This is a genomic window from Bacillus haikouensis (genome assembly GCF_013179555.1).
Taxonomy (GTDB): domain Bacteria; phylum Bacillota; class Bacilli; order Bacillales; family Bacillaceae_B; genus Rossellomorea; species Rossellomorea haikouensis_A.
In genome coordinates, this window is sequence record NZ_JABMCR010000038.1 from 1 (window position 1) to 22,714 (window position 22,714).

21 protein-coding genes and 1 riboswitch are annotated in these 22,714 nt (G+C 45.3%); of the genes, 6 read left to right on the plus strand and 15 right to left on the minus strand.

Annotated features, from left to right (window positions below):
* The 15 genes from HP456_RS05765 to HP456_RS05835 form a co-directional block, all read right to left on the minus strand.
* Window positions 1-3,649 (minus strand): 5'-nucleotidase C-terminal domain-containing protein (locus HP456_RS05765; RefSeq protein ID WP_172249078.1); only part of this gene is annotated, 3,649 nt, incomplete at its 3' end.
* A gap of 509 nt (window positions 3,650-4,158) precedes the next feature.
* Window positions 4,159-5,178, minus strand: a complete 1,020-nt coding sequence (locus HP456_RS05770) for a ketopantoate reductase family protein (protein ID WP_172249059.1) — start codon at window positions 5,176-5,178, stop codon at window positions 4,159-4,161.
* A gap of 29 nt (window positions 5,179-5,207) precedes the next feature.
* Window positions 5,208-6,935, minus strand: a complete 1,728-nt coding sequence (locus HP456_RS05775) for a M28 family peptidase (RefSeq protein WP_246288779.1) — start codon at window positions 6,933-6,935, stop codon at window positions 5,208-5,210.
* Entirely contained in the window at window positions 6,928-8,091 is a 1,164-nt protein-coding gene (locus HP456_RS05780) for a M20 family metallopeptidase (protein WP_246288783.1), read from the minus strand. The genes HP456_RS05775 and HP456_RS05780 overlap by 8 nt, the downstream gene beginning before the upstream one ends.
* 15 nt (window positions 8,092-8,106) lie before the next feature.
* Window positions 8,107-8,907, minus strand: coding sequence for an SDR family NAD(P)-dependent oxidoreductase (locus tag HP456_RS05785; RefSeq protein WP_172249061.1), 801 nt, complete (start codon window positions 8,905-8,907; stop codon window positions 8,107-8,109).
* A gap of 61 nt (window positions 8,908-8,968) precedes the next feature.
* The gene (locus tag HP456_RS05790) at window positions 8,969-10,387 is read right to left on the minus strand and encodes a sodium:solute symporter family protein (protein ID WP_172249062.1); all 1,419 of its coding nucleotides are present in this window, start codon (window positions 10,385-10,387) and stop codon (window positions 8,969-8,971) included.
* 111 nt (window positions 10,388-10,498) lie between these two features.
* Window positions 10,499-11,188, minus strand: a complete 690-nt coding sequence (locus HP456_RS05795) for a hypothetical protein (protein ID WP_172249063.1) — start codon at window positions 11,186-11,188, stop codon at window positions 10,499-10,501.
* Window positions 11,189-11,244: 56 nt separating this feature from the next.
* Window positions 11,245-11,724, minus strand: coding sequence for an Lrp/AsnC family transcriptional regulator (locus HP456_RS05800; protein WP_172249064.1), 480 nt, complete (start codon window positions 11,722-11,724; stop codon window positions 11,245-11,247).
* A 303-nt stretch (window positions 11,725-12,027) separates the two neighbouring features.
* Window positions 12,028-12,843, minus strand: a complete 816-nt coding sequence (locus HP456_RS05805; RefSeq protein ID WP_172249065.1) for a MetQ/NlpA family ABC transporter substrate-binding protein — start codon at window positions 12,841-12,843, stop codon at window positions 12,028-12,030.
* A gap of 21 nt (window positions 12,844-12,864) precedes the next feature.
* Window positions 12,865-13,530 carry a methionine ABC transporter permease gene (locus HP456_RS05810; protein WP_172249066.1) on the minus strand — a complete coding sequence of 222 codons (666 nt, stop codon included), beginning with the start codon at window positions 13,528-13,530 and terminating at the stop codon, window positions 12,865-12,867.
* A complete protein-coding gene (locus HP456_RS05815; protein WP_172249067.1) occupies window positions 13,520-14,533 on the minus strand; it encodes a methionine ABC transporter ATP-binding protein in 1,014 nt (337 codons plus the stop codon). Before HP456_RS05815 ends, HP456_RS05810 begins: the two co-directional genes overlap by 11 nt.
* A gap of 112 nt (window positions 14,534-14,645) precedes the next feature.
* A riboswitch (SAM riboswitch) is annotated at window positions 14,646-14,751 on the minus strand.
* Between the two features lie 337 nt (window positions 14,752-15,088).
* Window positions 15,089-15,307, minus strand: coding sequence for a DUF2922 domain-containing protein (locus HP456_RS05820; protein ID WP_172249068.1), 219 nt, complete (start codon window positions 15,305-15,307; stop codon window positions 15,089-15,091).
* Window positions 15,308-15,345: 38 nt separating this feature from the next.
* Complete coding sequence (locus HP456_RS05825) at window positions 15,346-15,564, minus strand: DUF1659 domain-containing protein (RefSeq protein ID WP_172249069.1); 219 nt, start codon at window positions 15,562-15,564, stop codon at window positions 15,346-15,348.
* 441 nt (window positions 15,565-16,005) lie between these two features.
* The gene (locus HP456_RS05830) at window positions 16,006-16,161 is read right to left on the minus strand and encodes a YfhE family protein (protein WP_172249070.1); all 156 of its coding nucleotides are present in this window, start codon (window positions 16,159-16,161) and stop codon (window positions 16,006-16,008) included.
* Between the two features lie 128 nt (window positions 16,162-16,289).
* Window positions 16,290-17,669 (minus strand): Glu/Leu/Phe/Val family dehydrogenase, encoded by a 1,380-nt coding sequence (locus HP456_RS05835; protein WP_172249071.1) that lies wholly within the window; start codon window positions 17,667-17,669, stop codon window positions 16,290-16,292.
* 260 nt (window positions 17,670-17,929) lie between these two features.
* On the opposite strand from HP456_RS05835, the gene HP456_RS05840 reads away from it, so the two are divergent.
* The 6 genes from HP456_RS05840 to HP456_RS05865 all read left to right on the plus strand — a co-directional run.
* Window positions 17,930-18,358: a type IV pilus modification PilV family protein gene (locus tag HP456_RS05840; protein WP_172249072.1), complete on the plus strand. Its 429-nt coding sequence runs from the start codon at window positions 17,930-17,932 to the stop codon at window positions 18,356-18,358.
* Between the two features lie 4 nt (window positions 18,359-18,362).
* Entirely contained in the window at window positions 18,363-18,791 is a 429-nt protein-coding gene (locus HP456_RS05845; protein ID WP_172249073.1) for a PilW family protein, read from the plus strand.
* Window positions 18,792-18,797: 6 nt separating this feature from the next.
* The gene (locus HP456_RS05850; protein WP_172249074.1) at window positions 18,798-20,243 is read left to right on the plus strand and encodes a DUF7305 domain-containing protein; all 1,446 of its coding nucleotides are present in this window, start codon (window positions 18,798-18,800) and stop codon (window positions 20,241-20,243) included.
* A gap of 225 nt (window positions 20,244-20,468) precedes the next feature.
* Window positions 20,469-21,257 (plus strand): ABC transporter ATP-binding protein, encoded by a 789-nt coding sequence (locus HP456_RS05855; RefSeq protein ID WP_172249075.1) that lies wholly within the window; start codon window positions 20,469-20,471, stop codon window positions 21,255-21,257.
* Entirely contained in the window at window positions 21,241-21,996 is a 756-nt protein-coding gene (locus tag HP456_RS05860; protein ID WP_172249076.1) for an ABC transporter permease, read from the plus strand. The genes HP456_RS05855 and HP456_RS05860 overlap by 17 nt, the downstream gene beginning before the upstream one ends.
* A gap of 135 nt (window positions 21,997-22,131) precedes the next feature.
* Window positions 22,132-22,714: ABC transporter substrate-binding protein (locus HP456_RS05865; protein WP_172249077.1), on the plus strand; the 583-nt coding region annotated here is incomplete at its 3' end.

Here is a 22,714-nt window from a genome sequence, read left to right on the forward strand (position 1 = left end):
CCACTTCCTGGACAATTCTATCTTCCACTTCTGGCGAGACAGGACTGTTGTTATCAAGATAATCCGTGAACACTTCGAAGTCTACCAGGAACAAGTCGGTTTGACGGCCTTCATCTTTAGCCTGTTTGAACATATCATATCCGTCTCCGCCGTCTGCAGTGAATGCATTGGTAGCTACACGGTATGTCTGCTCCGGATCAATTTCCTGGAACCCGTCTGCTGTATTCACTTCAACAGACCATACTCTTTCACCGACTGGTTTGTTCACATCGTATTTAAAGTGAATGCCGGATACTTGCAGGAACTCTCCCGGAGCATCTTCGCCTTCCACTCGGGAAACACTGTGTTCAAGTGCATCTAGGATTTCTTGTCCTGTCAAATCAAGAGTGACAAGCTGATTGCCAAATGGCATTGTAGTCAACACTTCACCAAGGGTGATTTCGCCAGCGTCGATCGATGCACGGATTCCTCCGCCATTTTGAAGTCCGATGTACGTTTCTACAGACTCGTTCGCCTTGGCAACCATCCCATCCGTGATGAGATTTCCTAAGTTTGTTTCTTGTCTGCGGACATCATTACGCTCCCCGTTTAGAGCTACATCCGTTGACCCTACTACTTCGCTTTTGAGTTCATCAAGCGGTGCTTTAAACTCTTGTACTTTCGCAAGCGCTTCAGGATTTTCCTCGTAATTCTCCAAAGGAAGCACTTCGCCTGTATGGCTTGTGACGACACCTTCAGGGTTGAACGTCACATCCAATAATCCAAGGAGGTTCAAGTATTCACCGGCCTGTACGATCAGTGTCGGCTCTTCTTTGTCAATTACGACCGGCTCTTCAAGCACCGTATGAGAGTGACCGCCAACGATGACGTCCAGCCCGTCTACTGCTTCAGCAAGCTCCAGATCATTCGAATAGCCTAAGTGAGAAAGTGCGATGATTTTATTTACGCCTTCTTCTTTAAGCATGTTGATGGTAGCAGCTGAACTTTCCACTGCATCTTCAAATACTACATTTTCTCCAGGATTGGAGATGAATGCTGTGTCCGGTGTCGTCAGACCGAAGATCCCGACTTTTTCACCGTCCACTTCCTTTATTATCGCAGGATAGATGTTCCCGCCTTCACCAGGCTTTCCAATTTCGTCCTTTACCAATGGTTCGAGGTCAGCATCACCCGTAACAGTTACGTTGGAGGATACCATCGGGAAGTTCATTTCTTTGATAAAATCAGCCAGGGTCCCTGAATCTTTATCGAACTCATGGTTCCCCAATGTCATCGCATCGAAACCAAGCTCGTTCATGAACCACAGATCCGCTAATCCTTCATATTGACGGAAGTAAAGCGTACCAGAGAATACGTCACCTGCATCTAATAGAAGGGAATTCTCTTTATCGGCACGAATCTCGTTAACCGCAGTGAATAAACGAGGGTACCCTTCAACATGTGCATGTGAATCGTTCGTGTGCATGATGGACAGGTTGAAATCTTCCGCTGCTTCTTCCGCAAAATCAAGCTGAGCCACTAAAGCATCATGATCACTTGCGCGGCCATGCTCTTCCATATAAGGAGAGTTGAAATTGACGATATCGAATTCTGCGCTTGCAGCCAGTTGATTCGATACGAGCATATGATCCAGGACTTGTGCGTTTCCTTGATAGTTGTACGTGTATCGTTCATTTTCAGGAAGTGTTTCAACAAGGTTTGTTAAAACATCCCCTTTAAGAGTCTGTAATGGAGCGGAGAATTCAAAGTCATTCAGATCCCCCATCACGACGACATTCGCATCTTCTTTCTTTTCATGAATGTCAGACACAAACGAGTTTACGATTTGAGCGATTTCCATGCGCTGCGCCTCGCTACCCAGTACAGGAGGCTGATTCTTACCGAATAACGGCTCGTCTCCCCCTTTTGAATTGAAGTGGTTGTTGATCACAATCACTTCTTCTCCGTTAAAGTCGAATTCAGCTGCAAGCGGCTTGCGGCTGTCATCGAAAGCCGGATTCGCAGGATCGATTCTTCCCGGGTTAACCGTTAAAGAACCATCTTCATATGCAACTGCAGTCGTTGCATCACCTTTTTGAGCTTCTGCAAGCGTTACCCGTTCAGGATTGTAAAGGTAGCCGACACGAATATTCCCGCCCGGTACACCGCCATCCTGTTTATCCTGTGGTGCAATTTCCGTCCACGCATAGGTTGGGCCTCCAAAGCTTTCAACGGCATCGCTCAATGCTTTGTAGTTTGCATCAGCTTTTACAGTACCGTCGTCCGTCGTGCCGCTTTCGTCCAGCACTTCGACAAGCCCGATGATATCAGGAGAATTCAGGTTTTCCACCATTGATTTTGCAAGTTTGTCACGCTTTTCCGTGTCAGCGGCTGCGAAGTTTTCAATGTTGTAAGCAGCAACTGTCAGTTCTTCATCATCTTTCTCAATGGTTGTCACTTCAGATGTGAATTCGCGTTCGTTCAGTTCCGGAAGTTCGGCTTCGTTCACCAGAATCTTAAAGTTACTGTAGCCGTAGCTGACCACACCATTTACTGTCCCGTTAAATTGGTCACCCGTTTTCGCAACATAATCACGGTTATCCAGCAACAGGAACATTCTTTCAGGGTTTTGATTTTCTTTAGTCAACAATGGAGCGCCTTCTTTTGTATAAGCTTTTCCTTCGACTTTCTCTGTGATGACCGGAAGCTCACCGTATTTTTGAGGTCCTGTGATGACAGGATTCTCAAGTGCTACGCGCATGCCTTCCAGGCTTTCGTAAAAATCGATTGCGTCCTGTTCAGGATCGAAATCACTCAATTGGTCGTTATCGATTACTTCGGTTGGAGGTGTTACATCTTCCCCGATGACAAGAGCTTCAGGAAGGTCGTTGCCGCTTGAATCAACAATGACATTACCGTATTGGGCATTGAGTTCAGTCATCGCCAGGTCTGTCTGTAATTTCTCGTCGTAACCATCAAGCACCCATTCCTTGACCTGACCATCGACCTTTACATGATCACCTGCCTGTACACCGTGAGAAGGTTTGTACACAAGCAATGCCTCAGAAGTTTCCGGGTTCTCATCCGGATTAGGGTCCTGCATGTAGAAGTTGCTTGCATCCTCTACGTGTGTAACGATCCCTTCCACTTCTTTTACTTTTTCAGAAGCATAAGGGGATGTATGACTATCGCCCTGGATGTCATGGATGCTCAAACCTTCGATGCCTTCATACGGCGTCGGTTCCTCAGGCTCCTCGCCTTCGAACGTCATGGCTGTTGCATTTTTCAAACCAGGTACAGTAAAATATGCCGTTAAGTCTCCGGTAATCGTTACTTTTTTACCAATGATATCAGGATTTGTCTGGAGACCAAATGCCGGGCGGAAAACACTCGGAATCTGTACCGGCAGTATGTTAGCCGGATCCGTTTCATCCACGCTGTCAGCAATGGCCAAGTTATAGTCATTGCCAAAAGGCGCTTCAAAATTATAACTGTCGGTCGCTTTTGTATGACCCACAATATAACCGCTCACTGTTCCGGTTCCTTCATTATTCTCAATCGCTTCCTGAACCGTTAAGGTATCATTTGCAGATGCAATCGAGCCGACAGGCAGGATGTACCCGGCAAGCAAGGCGAAAATCGTTGTCAAAATGAACAACTGCTTTTTCATGATTTTCAAATTGGTTCCTCCTCTTTCTTTGTTAAACAGTAAATTTGATCCAAACCAAAAATGCAAACGCTTACATAAGATGTCACTTCACACCGCGAAACCAATCCTTTTTCCCCAAAAAGGATATAGCGGATATTTACTTTATCCTATGAAAACACCTCCATTAGTCATTTCCATTAACCGCTTAGTATGTAGAATTTTGGCTAAGCTTCCTTTTAAATATAGCATCTTTTCGTCGAATTTTAAGATATTTTCAATTATTTTACAAAATCAGAACTTTCGACTTACAAATGTAACAATAAAAGTGAAATTAGACCTAGTTGTAGCTTTCGTATAGTGAGGAGTTTACATTCATCATGTAATGAATCTATAAAGTCAAAGAAGGTAATCAGAACCCAATGGACATTTGAACAAATTAATAAAAAACCGACCTTACTTGAATCCTGGAATTCATGTAAGATCGGGTTTTACTTAGACTAAAACTCTTTTGTCCAAGTCTCATATATATATCAGTGTATGAAAGCAACTTTCAGCTCATCGAGGTTTTCTGTTTGCATTTGGCGTGTTCCTTGTTCGATCTCTTGTATCATTGTGACGATTTTTGTGGTGATGGGCATCTCGAATCCTGATTTTTCTCCTTCAAGGATGACCGGATTCAGCTGCTCGGGAACTTCGGTTTTTCTTTTTCTTACGGCAAGATCCCTCCAGATACCGGTACGTGTTTTGGTGTAGTTCCGAAGTCTCTCAGTCAATATACTGAGCTGCTTCCTGATTTGATCAGGTTCTTTTGATAAGATGACTCGCGGCTCCCAATCATCAAATCCTTCTGGAACGATTCCTTTTTTTACAGCCACCTGGAGGACTTCATTCGCTGTGTTCACGATTAAGTCAAAATAACCGGGATCATCCAGAATATCTGCGATTGTTTCATTTGTCGTTGCAGTAGCGGTCAGTACTGCTCCGTATGAAAGCTTCCCCCATAAATAACCTAGTATATTTTCGGTCGCTTTCGCTTCTCCCCATACGGATAATTTGTTCACGATGCGTTCGACCCTTGAAGATATACCGCCCTCCACTTCTCCGATATAGAGGCTTCCGACTCCTCCATATTCTATCAAGCCAGGTTCCTGGTAGTCAGCAAAGAGGTTGATGAAACAGCCGACCGTGCGATCCAATCCAATCTCTTCTGCTATTTCATATTCACATAATCCGTTTTGAAATGAGACGATATAGGATTGTTCGGTCAATAAATCTTTAATGTCCCGTACCGCTTCGCTGGTGTGCAGTGCTTTCACACATAAAAATACTTCTTCAAGCGCCTCTCCTTTTTCTGCCAGCTCCTTCACCGTGTAGGCCTGGACAGGGACGGTGAATGTTGAATCCTTTTCCCTGATGGTCAGACCGCTTTCCTTCATCGCTTTTACATGTTCTTCATTTACATCGACGAACTCTACTTCATACCCTGCTTTTGCTAAAAAAGCTCCGATGACTCCACCGATGGCACCAGCACCGACGATTGTTGTTTTCATACGCTGTATCTCCTTCATTCTGGATTCCTTTATACTTGAATGGATTTTGTCTTATTTACCAATAACTTCAAGATATGATTCACTTTGTTCAAATTCCGTACAATACTAGTTTCATATAGATAAGTCTCTTCCGGATCAGCGAAAACTTCTTTCAACTTCCATATATCAGCAAGAAGCGGGATGGATACTTGCGCGGCAGCCGGATCATGATCAAATTCATCCTTCCCGACATAATTTAATCGCACTAATCCTTTGGAAAGAGAATGGAGCCACTTGTTTATTTCAGCGATTTTCTTCGTATTCAGCGTCTGTTCAGATGTATCGATTTCTTCATAAATCTTATCCACCCATTCTTTTAAACTGGCAGCCTTTTGAATCGCTTGAGCCAGACCGCTAAATTGAGGTGCCTCCACTTGATAGTTCCGTAAATGCCCAAGTATTTCTTCAACTGCTTTCCGCTGATCCAACGGAAGAAGCTTCCTTGTACAGACCAGATGGACAATCGATAAATAGATCCTGCAATCTCTTTCTAGCAATTCGGGATCAATTTTATCCAATGTATCCTCTATTGTGTGCCACCACCAGCCAAAGCCTCCACCTTTGCCTCCTCCGAACAATCGGGAGAATGCGGCAGAAGCGGGTGTGTCTGCAGGGGTCTGCTCGGATAGACCCATCAGGAGTGAAGGCACGCCAGGACCCCAGAATGACTGGTCTCCTGCCCTTCCGAACCGGGAACCTTCATATATCTCGCCAGTTTGTTCTTTGATGACTTCACGTGCCAATTCTTTCGTTTCTGCCATACCATTCCCTTCCGATAGCACGACAGAACCTTTCCCGCCCACGGAATCGATATTTACGTGAAGAACACACGAATCATACAGCTCTTCCCAATGTTCGTCGCAGTATAGGGCGGAACCTGCGTATCGCCCATGGGAATGACCGGACCAGAATACCACTTTCAACGTCCGGCTCAGCCTCTCGGATGACATTATTCTCGCAACCTCCAGCATTGTTGCATTGGCTGTTCCGTTATCCATCGCGCCAAGATGCCAGGAATCGATATGGCCGCTGAACAGCACGAATTCTTCGGTATCCCCTTCCTTTACCGCTTCAAGGGTAGGGATTTCCCTCCAGCCTGTATCTACTTTTGTTTTAAACCATACAGGCACATCAGAGTTGACACTCAGCTGCTGCTTTATTTTCAAACCGTCAGAATAGTTGACCGATACGACCGGGATACGAGGGTACTGATCTTTTTTTTCAGGGGTGGGATTTCCCCAAACCGTCGACACGATCATCTCATGCGTATAGTCCGCATTGATAAAGACAATTCCACATACACCATGGTCCCCGGCTTGCTTTACTGCACCGGGAATTGCCAGCCCATCTACAAGGACGATTTTCCCGCGCACGTCATGACTGGAATAATCCTTATCCGATCCCTCCCCGATATAGATAAGCTCTCCCCCCACTCCATCTTCCGGTGTCGAAGGGGCCATGGAATGGGTGATAGCCAGGTAGCTTATTCCCGAAACATTCAATTCTGCTGACAGAGGCAGGCTGATAAATGCCTTCTTTTTATACAGATTGGTTTTCAGACCAAACTCATCAAGCTTCTCTTTGGCGTAAAGAAATGCCCTCCATTCTTCTTCTGAACCGGATAGACGCACTTCAGATGCAATGTTTTCAGTGAACTCCATTAATGTTTCCCGGCTGACCTGTTCGAGCAGCCTTTCCTTTGACTTTGTATCATTCATCCTCATAACCTCCTTTTTCCTCTCCGTAATGCATCAACAACAAGGCAAGCAGGGCGCTGCGAACCGGCATCTCTTTCACAATCAGATGCTCATGATTCGCATGGGCTCCGTCTCCGACAGCCCCTAATCCATCAAGTGTCGGCGCCAATTGTGCAGCGAAGTTCCCGTCGCTTCCCCCTCCTGTTTCTTTTTCAGGAAGTTCAATGTTCAAATATTCCGATGCAAGGCTCCGGGCTGCAGAATACATGGACTGAACATCTTCTGTCCTTTCTAGCGGCGGGCGGTTGATCCCGCCGGTAACCTCTACGCTTGTTTGGTCATTAATGGGATCCAAGTTCTGAATGAGCGGGATCACCCGGTCAAACTCACTCTGTGCCTTCACACGCAAATCGATTTCTGCTTCTGCATGCGCAGCGATGACGTTTGAAGTCGTACCTCCATGTATGGTTCCTACGTTTACTGTTGTACCGAGCGACAAATCAGTCAGTCCATGCAAGTAATTGATTTGATGGGCCAATTCCCCGATTGCGCTGACGCCTTTTTCCGGGTCGATCCCTGAATGAGCGGGTTTTCCCTCCACCTGCAACTGAAAGATGCCCACTCCCTTTCGTGAGGTTTTGATGGCTCCTTCCACTCCCATTGCGGGTTCAAGTACGAACACTCTATCACTTCCCGCCGCTTCTTTTTCAATAAGTTCCTGAGATGTCGGGCTGCCGATTTCTTCATCACTAGTAAACAAGAACACGATCTTCTTATTTAACTTTTTCCCCAGTTCTTCAAGTGCGTGCAAGGCATACAATCCCTGGACAATTCCGCCCTTCATGTCAAAGACCCCGGGCCCGTACGCTTTCCCATCTTCAATCCTGAAAGGTTTCGAATCAAGAGTACCTTCCGGCCAAACGGTATCGAAATGGGCAAGTAACAGGAGCTTCTCTTTCCCTTCCCCCCACTCTGCTCGATAGTGATGACCATATTGATCGTTTTCAATCTTTGTTACCTCGCCTTTTGTCAGGCGGGAAAATTGCTCAGCCAGCCAGCTTCCAAGCAAATCGGTAAGCTCTTTATTTGTGGAAGGCGATTCCCTTTCTACAATTTCTTTTAATAACTGGACCATTTCTTCCTTTTTATCATTTATAAAACCAACTACATCTACCAAACAAAAAACCTCCTATTATTTAAGACTCTTAAAGATCCTGCCTGCAGAATAGCCCCCGTCGATCAATAATGTCTGCCCGGTTACATAGGAAGCTTTTGAGCCTGCAAAATATAAAACCCCATCTGCGATTTCTTCCACATCCGCCGCTCTCTGCAATGGACTATAAGATAATTTTTCATCATGCTCTTTGACCGCTTCGTCCGTCGTCAATGTATTCATTAACGTTTCTGTCTCCACTAGGCCAGGTCCTACGGCATTGACTCTGATATTGTAGGGAGCGAGCTCCAAAGCAAGCACTTGGGTCATCATCTTCACTCCGGCTTTCGAAGAGCAGTAATGGACGACCCCCGGCCTTGCCACCTCACTTGCCGTCGACGTGATATTGATTAAACTTCCATGTATTTTCTTCTCAATCATCGTCTGAGCAACCGCTTGATTTAAAAAGAACACAGCCTTCATATTCAAATCCAGCACCGAGTCCCAATCTTTCTCTGTAATGTCCAATGCCGGTTTAGAAGGGTAGATGCCTGCAGAGTTAATCAGGACATCAATTTTACCGAGAGACCCAATTGCCTGCTCCACTGCTTCCTTTCTAAAAGAAGAACTGCATAGATTCCCTGAAAAAATGATGATTTTCTGATTAGGCCCAGTTATGGATTTCAATTCTTCCTTGGTTTCAGCCAGCTTTTCTTCATTGATATCCACCAAGAAAACGTCTGCCCCTTCTTGTACAAACTTTTTAGCGATTCCTTTCCCGATACCCGCACCGCTTCCTGTTATCAATACTGCTTTATTGGTAAATGAACATTCTCTCATTCTCTCACCTCATCGATTATAAGAAGAGGTGCCAATCCATGATTGACACCTTCTATATTTATTATTTTTCAAAAAATGGCTCCAGGCTCTCCTTCGGAACCGGCTTGGTAACCTTGCTCACTATAATCAGCAGGAGTGCGGATACCAATACACCCGGTATGACTTCATTCAGTCCGAACGGCTTATCCAGAAGGAACCATAGAAGTACGGTCAATACCCCCCCGATCATGGAAGAAAGGGCACCTGCTTTTGTCGCTCCCTTCCAGTTTAAGCCGAAGATGACAAGAGCAAAGAAGAAGCTTGCCACCAGGGATGCCTGTACCATGACAATGAATTGGACCATGTCGAAAGGTTTGATGGCAAAGATCAACGGGACCAACGACAAGACGACTACGGCGATACGGTTCAGCCTCATCTTCTCCTTATCCGTTGCATGAGGTTTAAGAACCCCGTAGATATCATGTGAAATCCCTGAAGCCGAAACGAGCATAACCCCGGAAACCGTACTCATGATTGAAGCTAATATCGCCACCATGAGCAGGGCCCCGACCAATGGAGGAAGTACATTGATCGCCATGATGGAAGATGCACTGTCACCTGTATTCAGCATTGGGTACAAAGAGCGCATGGCCATTCCGCCCAAGCACACAGAGATTCCCACAATCACTTGAAAAATAAATGAGAATCCGATTGCCAGCCGTACTGTTTTTTGACTTTTCAACGTATACATTCTTGCCAGTTCATAAGGTGAGATCGCCATTGCAAATCCAAAGGCAAGTCCGAAACCAAGAAGATCCTTAAAGCCGAAATGCCAGCCTGTTATCGCAGGGTCAAGTTCTGTAAGAAAGCTTCCCACGAACTCATAACCTCCGGCCTGATTGAATAAAAGCGGAATAGCAGCGAAGAAACATCCGGCCATGATCAGTGCCTGTACGAAATCACTATATGCCGTAGCCTTCATGCCGCCTTTCATTGTGTACACCATCGTGATGGCAATCGTGATGAATGCCCCCCACACCATGGGAATGCCAAAGATCGTCTGCATCACGATTCCGCCGGCAACATACTGGCCGATCAGGTACACGGTATAAGCAACGATAATCAGGATTGCTGCGATTACTTTCCCAACCTTTGTGTTATAACGTTTTTCCACGTAATCCGGAACGGTTACACCGTTGAACTTCTGGAATTTCGGAGCAACCCAGATTGCCGAAACAAGCCACCCAAGCCATAACCCCGGCCAGAACCAAATATAGCTTGCCCCCGTCAGATAATGGACCCCCATTGTCCCAACAAAGGTACCTGCGCTCATTTGAGTGGCTGCAAGAGCCGCTCCACCGATCACTGCACCTATGGAACGACCGGCTACCAGATGATCTTCACTTGTTTTATTGCCTCTCCCAGCCCACATTCCAATCCCCAAAACAAAAACGAAGTATCCAATAATGACGTAATAAAAAACCGGACTTATTTCAAACATTCATATCCCCCTCTCATTCTTCCTCTTTAGAATTCATCTTCAATGCCCAGATAAAGTACCCTGAAATGAACACAACAGCATAAATGACAAGTCCCCAGAATGGCATCCCCATTAGACAGAAGCCTCCTTCTTCTTATTCAGTTCCGCTCTGAACCATAAAACGATGATCGCAATAAGAACAGCCACCACTCCCCATGAAATCAAGTTGAATACATTAAATGGATCAGCAGTCTCACCGTACACGTATTTCACATGAGAAGGGATATTCATCATCCCGGTTTCCACTTCATTCCCAGTCTCCTTTGTCAGAACCGGGAAGGAATTCTTATGAATAACCTCTCCCTCAGGGGCACTAAATTTTATATGAACTACATTGTTTGTCCCTCCCGCCGGATACATCGGGACAAAGAGCGAAGTTGCAAAAGAATCTTCCTCCAAATTCAGCTCGTAACTTAATGTATAAGTAAATTCTCCAGCAGCTTCTTCCGGTACCTGAACATGAAGCTTATGAAGTGTCTTCCCTTTTTCCCATTCATGCTGAAGAGCTTGTCCATCAGTTGTCACCTCCAAATCACGAATCTCGCTGTTCTTTAGATGTGAGAACGTGTGGGTAATCATTCCATCCTCACTTTCTTCAATATGGGTAAGGGTTACTTTTTCCTCAAGTTTATATTGGGAATCAATACTCGATTCAACAGATATGTCTGCCTCTTTTAGCATCGTAGAGCCGGCTGCAGATGCTGAAGCAGGGAAGTAAAGAAAGAAAGAAAGAATAAAGACAATAAACATGACCCTTTTCATAAAAACCCTCCTCTTTTTGATAATAATGACTATTCAGAATACTTGATATAAAAAAATTATTCTGTTCCAACACCCCAGTCATACGATTGTTTATGGATTTCTAAAAACATGGAAGATTCCGTTGATTCAATCCCATCTATTTTACTGAATTCTTCTTTAATGATTCGATATAAATCCGTATTGGTTGTCGTAATTACTTCTACGAATAAATCATAACGGCCGGTTGAAGCTGCCACAAATCGGACTTCCGGTATTTCAACAAGCTGATTAATCACTTGAGTCAATTTACTCATCGTCACTTTCATCCCAAACATGGCAACTGAAGGCATTCCTGTCAAAAATGGATTCACGACCCCGACAATTTTCAGTTTATCCTGATCCATTAAACGTTGAACGCGATTCCGGACAGTGCCGACCGTGGTGTTCAATATTTCTGCCAGTTCTGTATAGGAGAGCCTGCCATCTTTCTGAAGATACTTTAACAGTTGTTTATCCAAATCATCCAATCCTTGACTATCATGTTGAATTATTTTCAATTTAGTCACCCTCTTTTTTAATTTTTTTCAATTGTATTATGTAATTATTAAAAAATCAATAACTTTTTCATAATTGTTTGAATATTTTTTAAATAAAATCGTATACACCTTGCACCACCCCGACGAGCATTGGAGGGCAGACCAGTGAAGTCAGGCTTCAGCGGGCGGAGTGAAACGTCGAAAGGGAATATGCCTGAAACAGGCACCATTCTCGAGGATAAATGTATCATTTCTTATCAAATAAAAAAGAAGGACAGGCAATTTCAATGCCCGTCCCTCACTAAGGTAGTATGCTTATATATTCTATTCCATCCACTCCGGCTTCCCAAAGCCTTTGAATTCTTCATCGATCACCTTTTCAAATTCATCCGCCTCCACCACTGCCTTGATGTCTTTCGCCAGCTGTGAATCGATGTCTTTCGTGTTCATGACGACGCGGTTGCGGTATTGATCTGGCATGTTCTCAAGCTGCAAAGCATCCAGTAAGTCCATTTTTGCCGCAAGTGCGTAGTTGCCCGGTACGGCTGATAAGTCGACACTTTCGACCGCTCTTGGAAGCTGTGCGGCTTCGATTGGCTTGAATTGAAGGTTCTTCACATTTTGATCGATGTCCTTTTCAGAAACCGTCAGAGGATCGGTCCCCTCTTTCAACGTGATCAGCTCGGCATCCTCTAAGATTTGGAACGCACGTGCTGCGTTTGTCGGGTCGTTCGGGATGGCGATGGCACTGCCTTCTTTGATGGTATCCAAAGAATCGAATTTGTTCGAGTAGATCCCCATAGGTGCTGTTGGGACGACGATGACTTCGGAAAGCTCCATGCCGTGCTGTTCTGCGAATGTTTCCATGTAGATTTTATGCTGGAACAGGTTCGCATCGAGATCGCCCTGGGCCAATGCATTGTTCGGCTGGATGTAATCACTGAACTCCTTTACTTCTACCGTGTAACCTTTTTCTTCGAGCCCCGGTTTGATGGCTTTTGTAACCATATCACTGTAAGGACCGGATGTAGCCCCGATCGTGATTTCTTTCTTTTCCCCGGAGCTTGCCTCTTCGCCTCCACAGGCTGCGAGCAAGCTTACGGTTAATGCTGCTGCTAAAAGTAAAATCCACTTCTTCATGAAATCTTCCCCCTAAATTGATTATCTTTTATCTACTAATCTTGCGAAAATATCACCTGTGTACTGGATAAGCTGCACCAGACAGATTAACACGACGACCGTGGTGATCATCACCGTATTATCGTAGCGGTAGTAGCCGAAACGGATGGCGAGGTCGCCGACTCCGCCTCCTCCAACGATTCCAGCCATGGCAGAATAGGCGACAAGGCTGATCGTTGTAATCGTGATGGCCTGGATGACAGCCGGCTTCGCCTCAGGAAGCAGGACATCTTTGATAATCATCCATGGACTTGCCCCCACAGACACCGATGCTTCAATGACACCTTTATCAATTTCACGCAGTGCCGTCTCTACCATCCTCGCAAAAAACGGAATCCCCGCTACGGACAGTGAAACGGATGCGGCTGTCGGTCCGATCGTCGTGCCCGTCAATAGTTTCGTCAACGGCAGCAATGCAACCAGTAAAATGATGAACGGAACCGAACGGACCATGTTCACCAAAAAGCCCACGATCTTTTTAACGAATCCATTTTGTAAAAACAATCCCTTGTCCGTCACAAAAAGCAGCACACCGAGCGGCAGCCCGAGCAGTATCGCGATGGCCAATGAAATGCCGACCATATAGACGGTTTCAAGAAAGGCTTTATTCAACTCTGGTAAAATCGCAATCAATGAATCAGGCAGCACGGTCGAGCACCTCCAGGCTTTGTGTTTTGGCGGTTATGTAACGGATTGCCGCCTGTATTTCAGCTTCTTCGCCAATCAGCTCCATGATGAAAATCCCAAGCGGAGTTTCCTGGATGTATTCAATTTTCCCATGCAGGATATTGCCGCGAACCTTGTATTTCTGGAATACCTCGGATACCACACTTTCTTCAGCGATCGAGCCTTTGAACTGAATCTTGATCAATTTCCCGGTCCGGCTGTTCAATAAGTGCGGAGGCAATTCAAACTGCAGGATGTTTTCGATGAACTGCTTTGTCAGCGGCTGTACCGGATTGGCAAAGAGGTCGTATACCGCTCCTTCTTCAACGATTCTGCCGTCCTGCATGACAGCCATCCTGTCGCAGATTTCCTTCACCACTTCCATTTCGTGCGTGATGAGGACGATGGTCAATCCAAGCTGTTTATTGATATCTTTTAATAGTTTAAGGATGGATTTCGTCGTACTCGGGTCCAGTGCGGAAGTTGCTTCATCGCACAACAGCACGGATGGGTTGTTCGCAAGCGCCCGTGCAATTCCGACGCGCTGCTTTTGCCCGCCGCTCAGTTGTGCCGGATAAGCCTCGGCTTTATCGCTTAACCCGACCATATCTAAAAGTTCGTTCACCCTCGGCTCGATTTTCGCCTTTGGAACCTTGGCAGCCTTTAAAGCAAATGCAAGATTCTCATACACCGTCTTTGCTTTGATGAGGTGGAAATGTTGAAAAATCATGCTGATCTTCTGGCGTGCAAGGCGTAGAGCCCTGGATGATAACTTCGTCAAATCCTGGCCGTCGATAATGATTTCACCGGATGTCGGCTTCTCCAGCAGGTTCAGACAGCGGATGAGCGAGCTTTTCCCTGCACCGCTGTAACCGACGATGCCGAAGACTTCCCCTTTTTGTATGGTAACGGAAACGTTATCCACACCGAGCACCGTCTGCTTTTTTGTCTTGTATTCTTTTACAAGATTTTTGATTTCAATCACATTGACCACCCCTTTTGTTTCTACTAATGCCTATTTCATCATGCTGCCGTACTTCGTTGAAATAAAAAATGCTCCTTTCAATTACTGAAAGAAGCATCGCTTATCTATCATCGACTTATCTCTCAGAATGAATTCCATTCTGCAGGAATTGGCACCGTTCCATATTGGAGGTTGCCGGACGTCACAGGGCCTGATCCCTCGGTCACTCTTGATAATTGAAAGTATTTAATTTTCGAACTTTTTATCTTATAGGTGATGTTATATGGTTTGATTCAGTAAGTCAATAAGAGATTTTGGCGGAATTATATGTAAGCGGTTTCTTTGTTTTGGGAACGGGAAAATTTTTTTTGAAGAGGTTCAATGCACGTTTAAAAAGTTAAACAAATGTTTGTTTAAGAGCTGGAAACCTTTTGAAATAACGGGCTGGCGGGTTTAAACAAACGTTTGATTAAGAAATAAATACCTTACTGCATCGGGGAATAATCAGTTTAAGCAAAAGCTTGTATTACATTGAAAAGCCCATCTCGAATCTCCGAAATGGGCTTACCTCATCTATTATAAAACTTCATAATCCGTTACATTTCGTTCAACTACACGGGCTCCTTCAATGCTAACCAGTGCGCCGCTTGAGCTGCCGAATACACCTGTTGCAATCAGATTATCCATAGCCGCTTTCACCTGGATGGTATCGATCGGATCCGCCGGGTCATTGAGGCTGATTTTCGTCGGCTTCCCTGCAGCCGTTCTAAATTGAAGTTCAAGTACTTTTGCCATTTTTAACATTCCTCCTTTCCATCAATTTTCAACGATCATTAAGCGTTAATATCAAAGTTCTGGATCTTTTCCACATTGAACAGGTTCTTCTCAGAAAGACCTGCAAGTGACTGGGCCGCGCTGTTCATTTCATCCGGTGTAGCCGAACCCTTGATGTAGCTGTATGATTTGTACTTATACTTCGGATTGCCTTTCTCATCCATCCCGTCGTTAAACGCAAATCTCAGCTTTGTTGCTTTCAAATCCGCCGTTGCCATTTTGCCTCACCTCCCTTCACCTTTTATATAGGGATTGGGGGAGGAAAAGGATACCATTGGATGGAAAAGGTTTGGTTTGGGAGTTTTTTTGGGGTGGTGGGCTGGGGGTGGTGTGGTGCCTGGTACAATATCGGGGTTTTGTACCTGGTACAATGCCGGGGTTCTGTGCCTGGTACAATAACAGGATTTTATGCCTGGCACAATATCAGGGTTCTGTGCCTGGCACAATATCGGTCTTCTGTGCCTGGCACAATTCCGGCGTCCCGTGCCCGGCACCCGAACCGCCTTGATCAATGGAACCTGGCTCAAAACGGGGGTACTAATCCAGGCACCACCTAACGTACACACAAATCCCGCTCAAACAAAAAATCAAACAAAACAAAAACCTCTGCAAACCGTAAACAAATACGGTTCACAGAGGTCCCTCATCAATCTTTTCCATTATTCGTGTTCGTTTTTTACTTCATCCGGATACCCGGCCTTGGTCGCCCGCTTAAATTCTTTCGCCCAAAGCACCTCCTGCGTATCCGTCAATCCATTGTTCTTCTCCGTATTAATCCCTTTGTAGGGAAGCTTCTTCGCATGTCGTTCTGCCATACTGAAATTTCTCCTTTCAAAGTTATTAATAACTTTCTACAAATCTTTTACCCGGATGAAATTCATATAAACATAAGGAGCAGGGACGGGGCTTTAACTCACTAAGCCCCGTCCCTCAACTCGTTATTTTAGTAAAGTTTTCCTTGTCTGTATAACAGAGTGGACAACTTGATCACTGAATGGATATAGCAATTCTGGCGCAGAGGGAACGGGTCCCCGAAGAATTGCGGGAGGACCGTATCCAGGGTTGCCTGCATTTTTTCGAAGAGAAGTCTGAATACCTCGTCTTCTGAGTAGAATTGGGTTTCGCGTCCCTGGAGCCATTCGAAGTAGGAGACGATGACCCCGCCGGCATTGGCAAGGATATCCGGAACGATGATGACTCCTTTTTTACTCAGGAATTCGTCGGCTTCCGTTGTGACGGGGGCATTCGCTCCTTCGACAATGATTCCCGCTTTTATCTTATCCATGTTGTCATTATGGATTTGATCCTCCAATGCCGCCAATATCAGGACATCCACGTCAAGGTACAAGACATCCTCCCTGTCTGATATCTCTGCTTTTACATCAATATCTTTCAACTGTTCATCTGTTGTCGGGAGGTCCCCTTTATTCCTCATTGTGAATTCGACCAGTGCAGGAATGTCCAGTCCGTCTTCATTGTACAGCGTCACATTCCGGTCGCTCACCGCCACCACTTTATTTTGAAGATGGGTGGATTGATACGCTTCAAGAGCAGCGACAGATCCGACATTCCCAAAACCTTGGACGGAGATGGTCAATGGCTTGTTTTCATATTTCAGGGCTGTTTCGGCAAAAATATTATCCGTTTTTGTCATCAGGTTTTTTTGATTTTTGATAAAGTCATGAATCATATAACGGAAGGTGAAATATACGCCTTTACCGGTTGCTTCACGGCGGCCCAGGGAACCTCCGTTGATTACGCTTTTTCCAGTAAAGCTGCCCCTGTACGGATTGCCGGGATGTATGCTCTTATACTCGGCCATCATCCAGTCCATCTCCCGCTCCCCGGAACCCATATCAGGTGCAGGGATATCCTTATCGGGACCGAGCACATCACTGAAATACTGAACATATTTCTTCGCAATCACATTGAGTTCTTTGTCGCTGTATTCACGCGGATTGATGATGATTCCGCCCTTGCCGCCTCCGAATGGGACGTCATGCAGGGCATTTTTCAAGGTCATCAGTGAAGCCAGATTGACTACTTCATCCTCATTCACCATTTCATGAAACCGGATCCCGCCTTTATACGGACCTAGCGCATTATTATGCTGCACACGGAACGCGGGGATCCGGTCGACCCGCCCATTTTCGAGCGGCACCCTCAAGTACGATTTATGTACGTGGTTCGGTGTTGACAGGATAGCTGTAAGAGAAGTAAATGCCTGTTCCCTCGCATCACCCATCAATTCCGGAAGAAAATTCTCGTCTTCCAATAAGGCATCCAATGATTTTTGAACTATGTCTCGCGTTTGACTGATCATGATTCCCCTCCTGAGTTAGAAATAGTATATATTGTCTATATATATAAAGTTACCCATTTCAGTATGAAAAAAACGGATACGAATTATTTTTTTGAATGCGTTTACTTTCATAGTAGAATCTGCCTTCTATTAAGACCGTAACGTAAAAAACTTTGAATATATAAAACTATCAGGAGTCCAATACAACGGGGTAATATGGTACTATAGTAGTAACAAAAAACGGATAAATCTAGTAATTTTAAAAAAGGACGGGCTACTGCATGAGAACGAGGTTGAAAAGGATTTGTTCCGAACGGGGCATCACATTAATTGAAATCATTGCCTCCATTACGATTTTAACGTTAATTATTATGACGTTCATACCGATGTTCACTCAGTCCATGCGTTCAACGAAGCTATCCACCGACATGCTGGACGCTACGTATATAGCCCAGTCCACAATGGAAAATGTGTATCATCTGACCACGTCTTATCCTTTCATCGAGGCTGTCAAACATGTTGATGATATGACCTTCCTGGGCAAAGAAGATAAGTGGTACCGCTACGTCCAATATAAAGAAGGAAGTTATATTGAACTATTAGTAGAGGAACCAGATCATGACCTTTCCAATGTCCTTGTAAAAGTGTACAGCGATGATTCAAAGAAAAAGTTAGAGGCCCAAATGGAAACGATCTACAGATGGGAGTAAGGACATGAGATCTTTTTTTAGTAATCAAAAGGGCATAACGCTGGTTGAATTATTGGCAGCACTTTCGCTCGTATGCATGGTGCTGCTGCTTGTCAGCAATGCCCATTTTTTTGGACAGAAGCAGTTCACCAGCCAGTCCAAGCAGGTCCAGCATGAAGCCAATGTCCGCTATGCAATGAATGTCATCACCAGGGAAATCCGTTCATCCCCCCCTCAAACGATTACGGTATTGAACAATACCATTCAGACCGAGGATGAATTATTTACTTTACAAGGAACGGTGCTTTACGAAAACGGCAAGGCGTTGGAAGAGGGAATTGCTGAGTTCACAGTGGAACAATCCGGGAATAAAATCGTGGTTTCCATGAAAAGCGTACCGAATCAATTTGATAAAGTCGCATCACTTTCCACGAATCTTTATATAAGGGAGTAATTATGCATGAAGCAAGGTTATTGGAACAATGAGCGAGGGATGACACTGGTGACTGTGCTGTTGGTATTGATCGTTCTATCCGTTCTCGGCCTTGGCCTGCTCTCCATCACAGTCAACCATGCAAAACAAAACTCAGCGGAACGCTCACATCAGTCATCTTACTATATAGCAGAAGCAGGTGTGACTGCCCAAATGAAAACATTGGAAGATAAAACGAAACAGTACTATGAAAACACAGAAAATCAATCCGAATTCTTTTCTAAGCTTGAGCATGAATTCCTGAATCAACCCGTCACAATTGATTCTTTTGAAACAGCTTTTGGAAAACAGCCCAAAGCCGTTGTTACAATTCAGAAAGTCAATGACGATATTCCCCGCACTTATAAAATCACTTCCAACGGAGCGATCGGTAATCACTCGAGAAAAGTTGATAAGAAATTCCATGTTAATTGGCAGGCACAAGGTGGTCTTTCCCTTCCGGGGGAGATGGCTGTTTATACTGAAACGACAATTTCTCTTAATGGAGGAGCAACGATCAGCGGGAGTATGGGGACGAATTCGAATTCTTCCGGCACTATTTCCTTTGATGGGGGTGCTTCCCATCGAAATGGCAGTATTTATGTTCCTAGAGGGGCTGAAAGCTCAGCGATTGATGCACCTCATAGTATGAATATTAAAGATCCTGTCCCGCTTGATAAGCTCACTTCATTGGCACTGCCTCCTTTTCCTGTTTATCCGGAATATCCGGTTTATCCTGATAAGCAGTGGAATCAGCACGAGGTAGTAAAAGGCGGCAAGCTTCTGATCGACAATTACCGGGCAGATAATTATACGCTGGATTTAAAATCAGGGGCTTCTTTCTCCGAAATCAAATTAGGAAGTAAATATACATTAAATATAAACGTCGGAGATTCTGACAAGGCCATCGTCGTTGACCATCTAAATGTAATAAATGGACATATCAATATTAAGGGTTCCGGGAATTTGACGTTGTATGTAAAAGATGAACTGACCATGGGCTCCGGAAGCACGATCAACAACAAAGGGAAAATTGAGCTGCTTTCTGTTTATTTAAAGGAATCAAAACAATCGAAAAAAATGAAATTAAGCGGGAGCCAAATGATTTTCGGGTCATTATATGCAGAAACCGCTGATATTGAAATCACCGGCGGCGGTGGATTCCAGGGCCATATTTTCACCGGCGGCGATGATGTAACCATTTCTGGAGGAGCCCGAACTTATTCTTCCCTCCTTTATGCCCCTTCCGCAACAATCAGGATTACCGGTGGAGGAAGGGTCAAAGGCATGATCGTTTCACACTCATTTGAAGCAGATGGGGGAGCATATGCTGAATTCCAGAAGCTAGATATTGAGAGCATACCTTTTATTGGAGAAAACGGAATGCCGGACGATCTAATTACTTCAGAGCCTTTAAGAGAAGCTTCCCGATAGATTTTATCGGGAGGCTTTTTTATTATGTAAATTCGTCCGCAATAGGCACCTGGTTTGTTGACCTTCAGTTTAAAATAATCCTTAACTTCTATAATTCCCCTCAACCTTAGTTTCTCTTCCATAAATTAAATTCCCAGGCAACCTTGACAATCCCTACTAATACACTATAATTAAATTCATTAAATTCCGATTAAAACAATATGATTTATAAGAAAAGGTGATTATTTGTTCATTCAAATCGAACATCTTAATAAGCAATATGAAGACAAAGCCGGAAAGCCTGTCGATGTGTTGAAGGACATCAATCTTGAGATCGATAAAGGAGAGTTCGTTTCGATCCTTGGCCCGTCAGGCTGCGGGAAGTCTACACTTCTTTCGATTGTTGCAGGGCTGACGAAAGCAACCAGCGGCGGGATCACAGTCGCGGGAAATCCGATTAAGAAGCCCGGGAAAGACAGGGGCATGGTCTTTCAGCAGGCCGCTCTTTTTCCCTGGCTCAATGTGCGGGATAATGTGACGTTTCCTTTGAAAAAAGAAATGTCGAAAAGCGATGCTAGACAGCAGGCTGCAAAGTATCTGCATATGGTCCAGCTGGGAAACTATCAGGATCTTTATCCACATGAGCTTTCCGGGGGCATGCAGCAGCGGGTCGCGATCGCGCGGGCACTGGCGATGGACCCGGGAGTCCTCTTGATGGATGAACCGTTCGGGGCACTAGATGAACAAACCCGCTCCCGCCTGCACGGACAGCTTGAAACGATCTGGATGGAAACGAAGAAGACGGTCCTTTTTGTAACGCACAGCATCTCGGAATCCATTAAACTATCAGACCGGATCATCGTAATGGGCACACGTCCCGGTACGATACTTGCTGATATCAAGGTGGAGATACCCCGTCCCCGTGAAGCCCATAAGGAAGAAATGGTGAAGATCGAGGAGCACATCATGAGTTACTTAAAGAAAGAAATCGACAAAGTCATAAGTGAGGAACTGGCCTATGAACACAGCTCTTAAACGAATTCTATTCTTTGCACTCATCATTGGTTTCTGGGAAGCGGGGTCCCGTTTCGGTCTATGGACAGAAGTCGTGCTTCCTTCTCCCACTTCCGTTTTCCAGTCGCTGATTGCCGGCATATCCGACCAGACCCTCATCATCGATTTAGCCGCAAGCTTCAAACGGCTGCTGATCGGCTTAGCCATCTCTCTCTTAATCGGAACGAGCATCGGTGTCCTCCTGGCAAAATCTAAAACGGCTGACGACACGCTCGGATCGATTTTACTGGCCTTGCAGAGTGTGCCCAGTATCGTATGGCTGCCGCTCGCAATCATGTGGTTCGGTTTGAATGAAAAAGCCGTCATCTTCGTCGTCATCCTCGGCGGTACATTCGTCATGGCGCTGAATATCCGGATGGGGATCAAGAACGTATCCCCTCTGTTTGTAAAAGCAGCCCAGACAATGGGATCGAAAGGATTGGACCTGTTTATCAGAGTCATCTTCCCTGCATCCATCCCTTATGTTGTAACAGGCTCGCGCCTCGCATGGGCATTTGCATGGAGAGCCCTGATGGCCGGTGAGCTGTTGAGCACCGGACCTGGGCTCGGCTACACGCTCCGCTACGCTTCCGACTTTGGTGATATGAGCCTCGTGATTGCGGTCATGATCATCATCGGCGTCGTTGGTGCGATCGTGGATCAGTTGATTTTCCAGCGTATTGAGAAGTCGGTGATTAAGCGTTGGGGGCTGGAGTCTTAAGCAGTAGTAGAGCCCCCGTCATCTCGGTTGAATTTTTTGCTTTTGATAATAAAAAACAAACGTTACATGTTATCGTAACGAAAATAGATGATTCAGATCCAGAATACCCTCACAAACCCATTAGGAGGCTTAATAATGAAAAAAATATTTCTATTCACAGCGATTTTCTTCCTGTTCACTGGTATTTTAGCCGGTTGCGGAACAAGTGACAGCACGTCCGGTTACTCTTCCAGCAAAGACAAAATCGTCATCGGCTATTTTCCGAATATTAATCACGTCCCGGCGATGGTGGCAAAAGAAAAAGGCTACTATGAGGAACAGCTTGGAGACGGCACGAAAATTGAATACAAAACATTCCCGGACGGTTCCTCTTTCATGACCGCCCTGAAAACAGGTGACATTGATGCCGGCCTAGTCGGACCGGGACCTGCCATGAACAACTACATGACTGGGGCAGATGTGAAAATCGTCGCCGGCGGTTCCACTGGCGGTACAGTTGTCCTGGCAAGTGAACAAAGCGGGGTGAAATCCGTGGAAGATTTTGCAGGCAAGTCATTCATCACCCCGGCTGTCGGATGTACGCATGACGTGCAAGTAGAGACCTTCCTGCAGGAGCACGGCATCGAATCATCACGCATCGGCGGAACGATGAAGCACGTAACGGGAAATCCGGCTCAATACGCAGGAATGCTGAAGTCAGGGAAAGTCGACATCGCAG

Bases quoted from the DNA above. Each gene is read 5' to 3' on its own strand.
- HP456_RS05835 (WP_172249071.1), bottom strand. From the start codon at position 17,669: ATGATCAGTCAAACGCGAGACATAGTTCAAAAATCATTGGATGCCTTA.
- HP456_RS05775 (WP_246288779.1), bottom strand. From the start codon at position 6,935: ATGAATGATACAAAGTCAAAGGAAAGGCTGCTCGAACAGGTCAGCCGG.
- HP456_RS05820 (WP_172249068.1), bottom strand. From the start codon at position 15,307: ATGGCAAAAGTACTTGAACTTCAATTTAGAACGGCTGCAGGGAAGCCG.
- HP456_RS05790 (WP_172249062.1), bottom strand. From the start codon at position 10,387: ATGTTTGAAATAAGTCCGGTTTTTTATTACGTCATTATTGGATACTTC.
- HP456_RS05825 (WP_172249069.1), bottom strand. From the start codon at position 15,564: ATGGCAACGGCGGATTTGAAAGCAACAAAGCTGAGATTTGCGTTTAAC.
- HP456_RS05785 (WP_172249061.1), bottom strand. From the start codon at position 8,907: ATGAGAGAATGTTCATTTACCAATAAAGCAGTATTGATAACAGGAAGC.
- HP456_RS05840 (WP_172249072.1), top strand. From the start codon at position 17,930: ATGAGAACGAGGTTGAAAAGGATTTGTTCCGAACGGGGCATCACATTA.
- HP456_RS05830 (WP_172249070.1), bottom strand. From the start codon at position 16,161: ATGGCAGAACGACATGCGAAGAAGCTTCCCTACAAAGGGATTAATACG.
- HP456_RS05795 (WP_172249063.1), bottom strand. From the start codon at position 11,188: ATGAAAAGGGTCATGTTTATTGTCTTTATTCTTTCTTTCTTTCTTTAC.
- HP456_RS05770 (WP_172249059.1), bottom strand. From the start codon at position 5,178: ATGAAAACAACAATCGTCGGTGCTGGTGCCATCGGTGGAGTCATCGGA.
- HP456_RS05860 (WP_172249076.1), top strand. From the start codon at position 21,241: ATGAACACAGCTCTTAAACGAATTCTATTCTTTGCACTCATCATTGGT.
- HP456_RS05805 (WP_172249065.1), bottom strand. From the start codon at position 12,843: ATGAAGAAGTGGATTTTACTTTTAGCAGCAGCATTAACCGTAAGCTTG.
- HP456_RS05850 (WP_172249074.1), top strand. From the start codon at position 18,798: ATGAAGCAAGGTTATTGGAACAATGAGCGAGGGATGACACTGGTGACT.
- HP456_RS05845 (WP_172249073.1), top strand. From the start codon at position 18,363: ATGAGATCTTTTTTTAGTAATCAAAAGGGCATAACGCTGGTTGAATTA.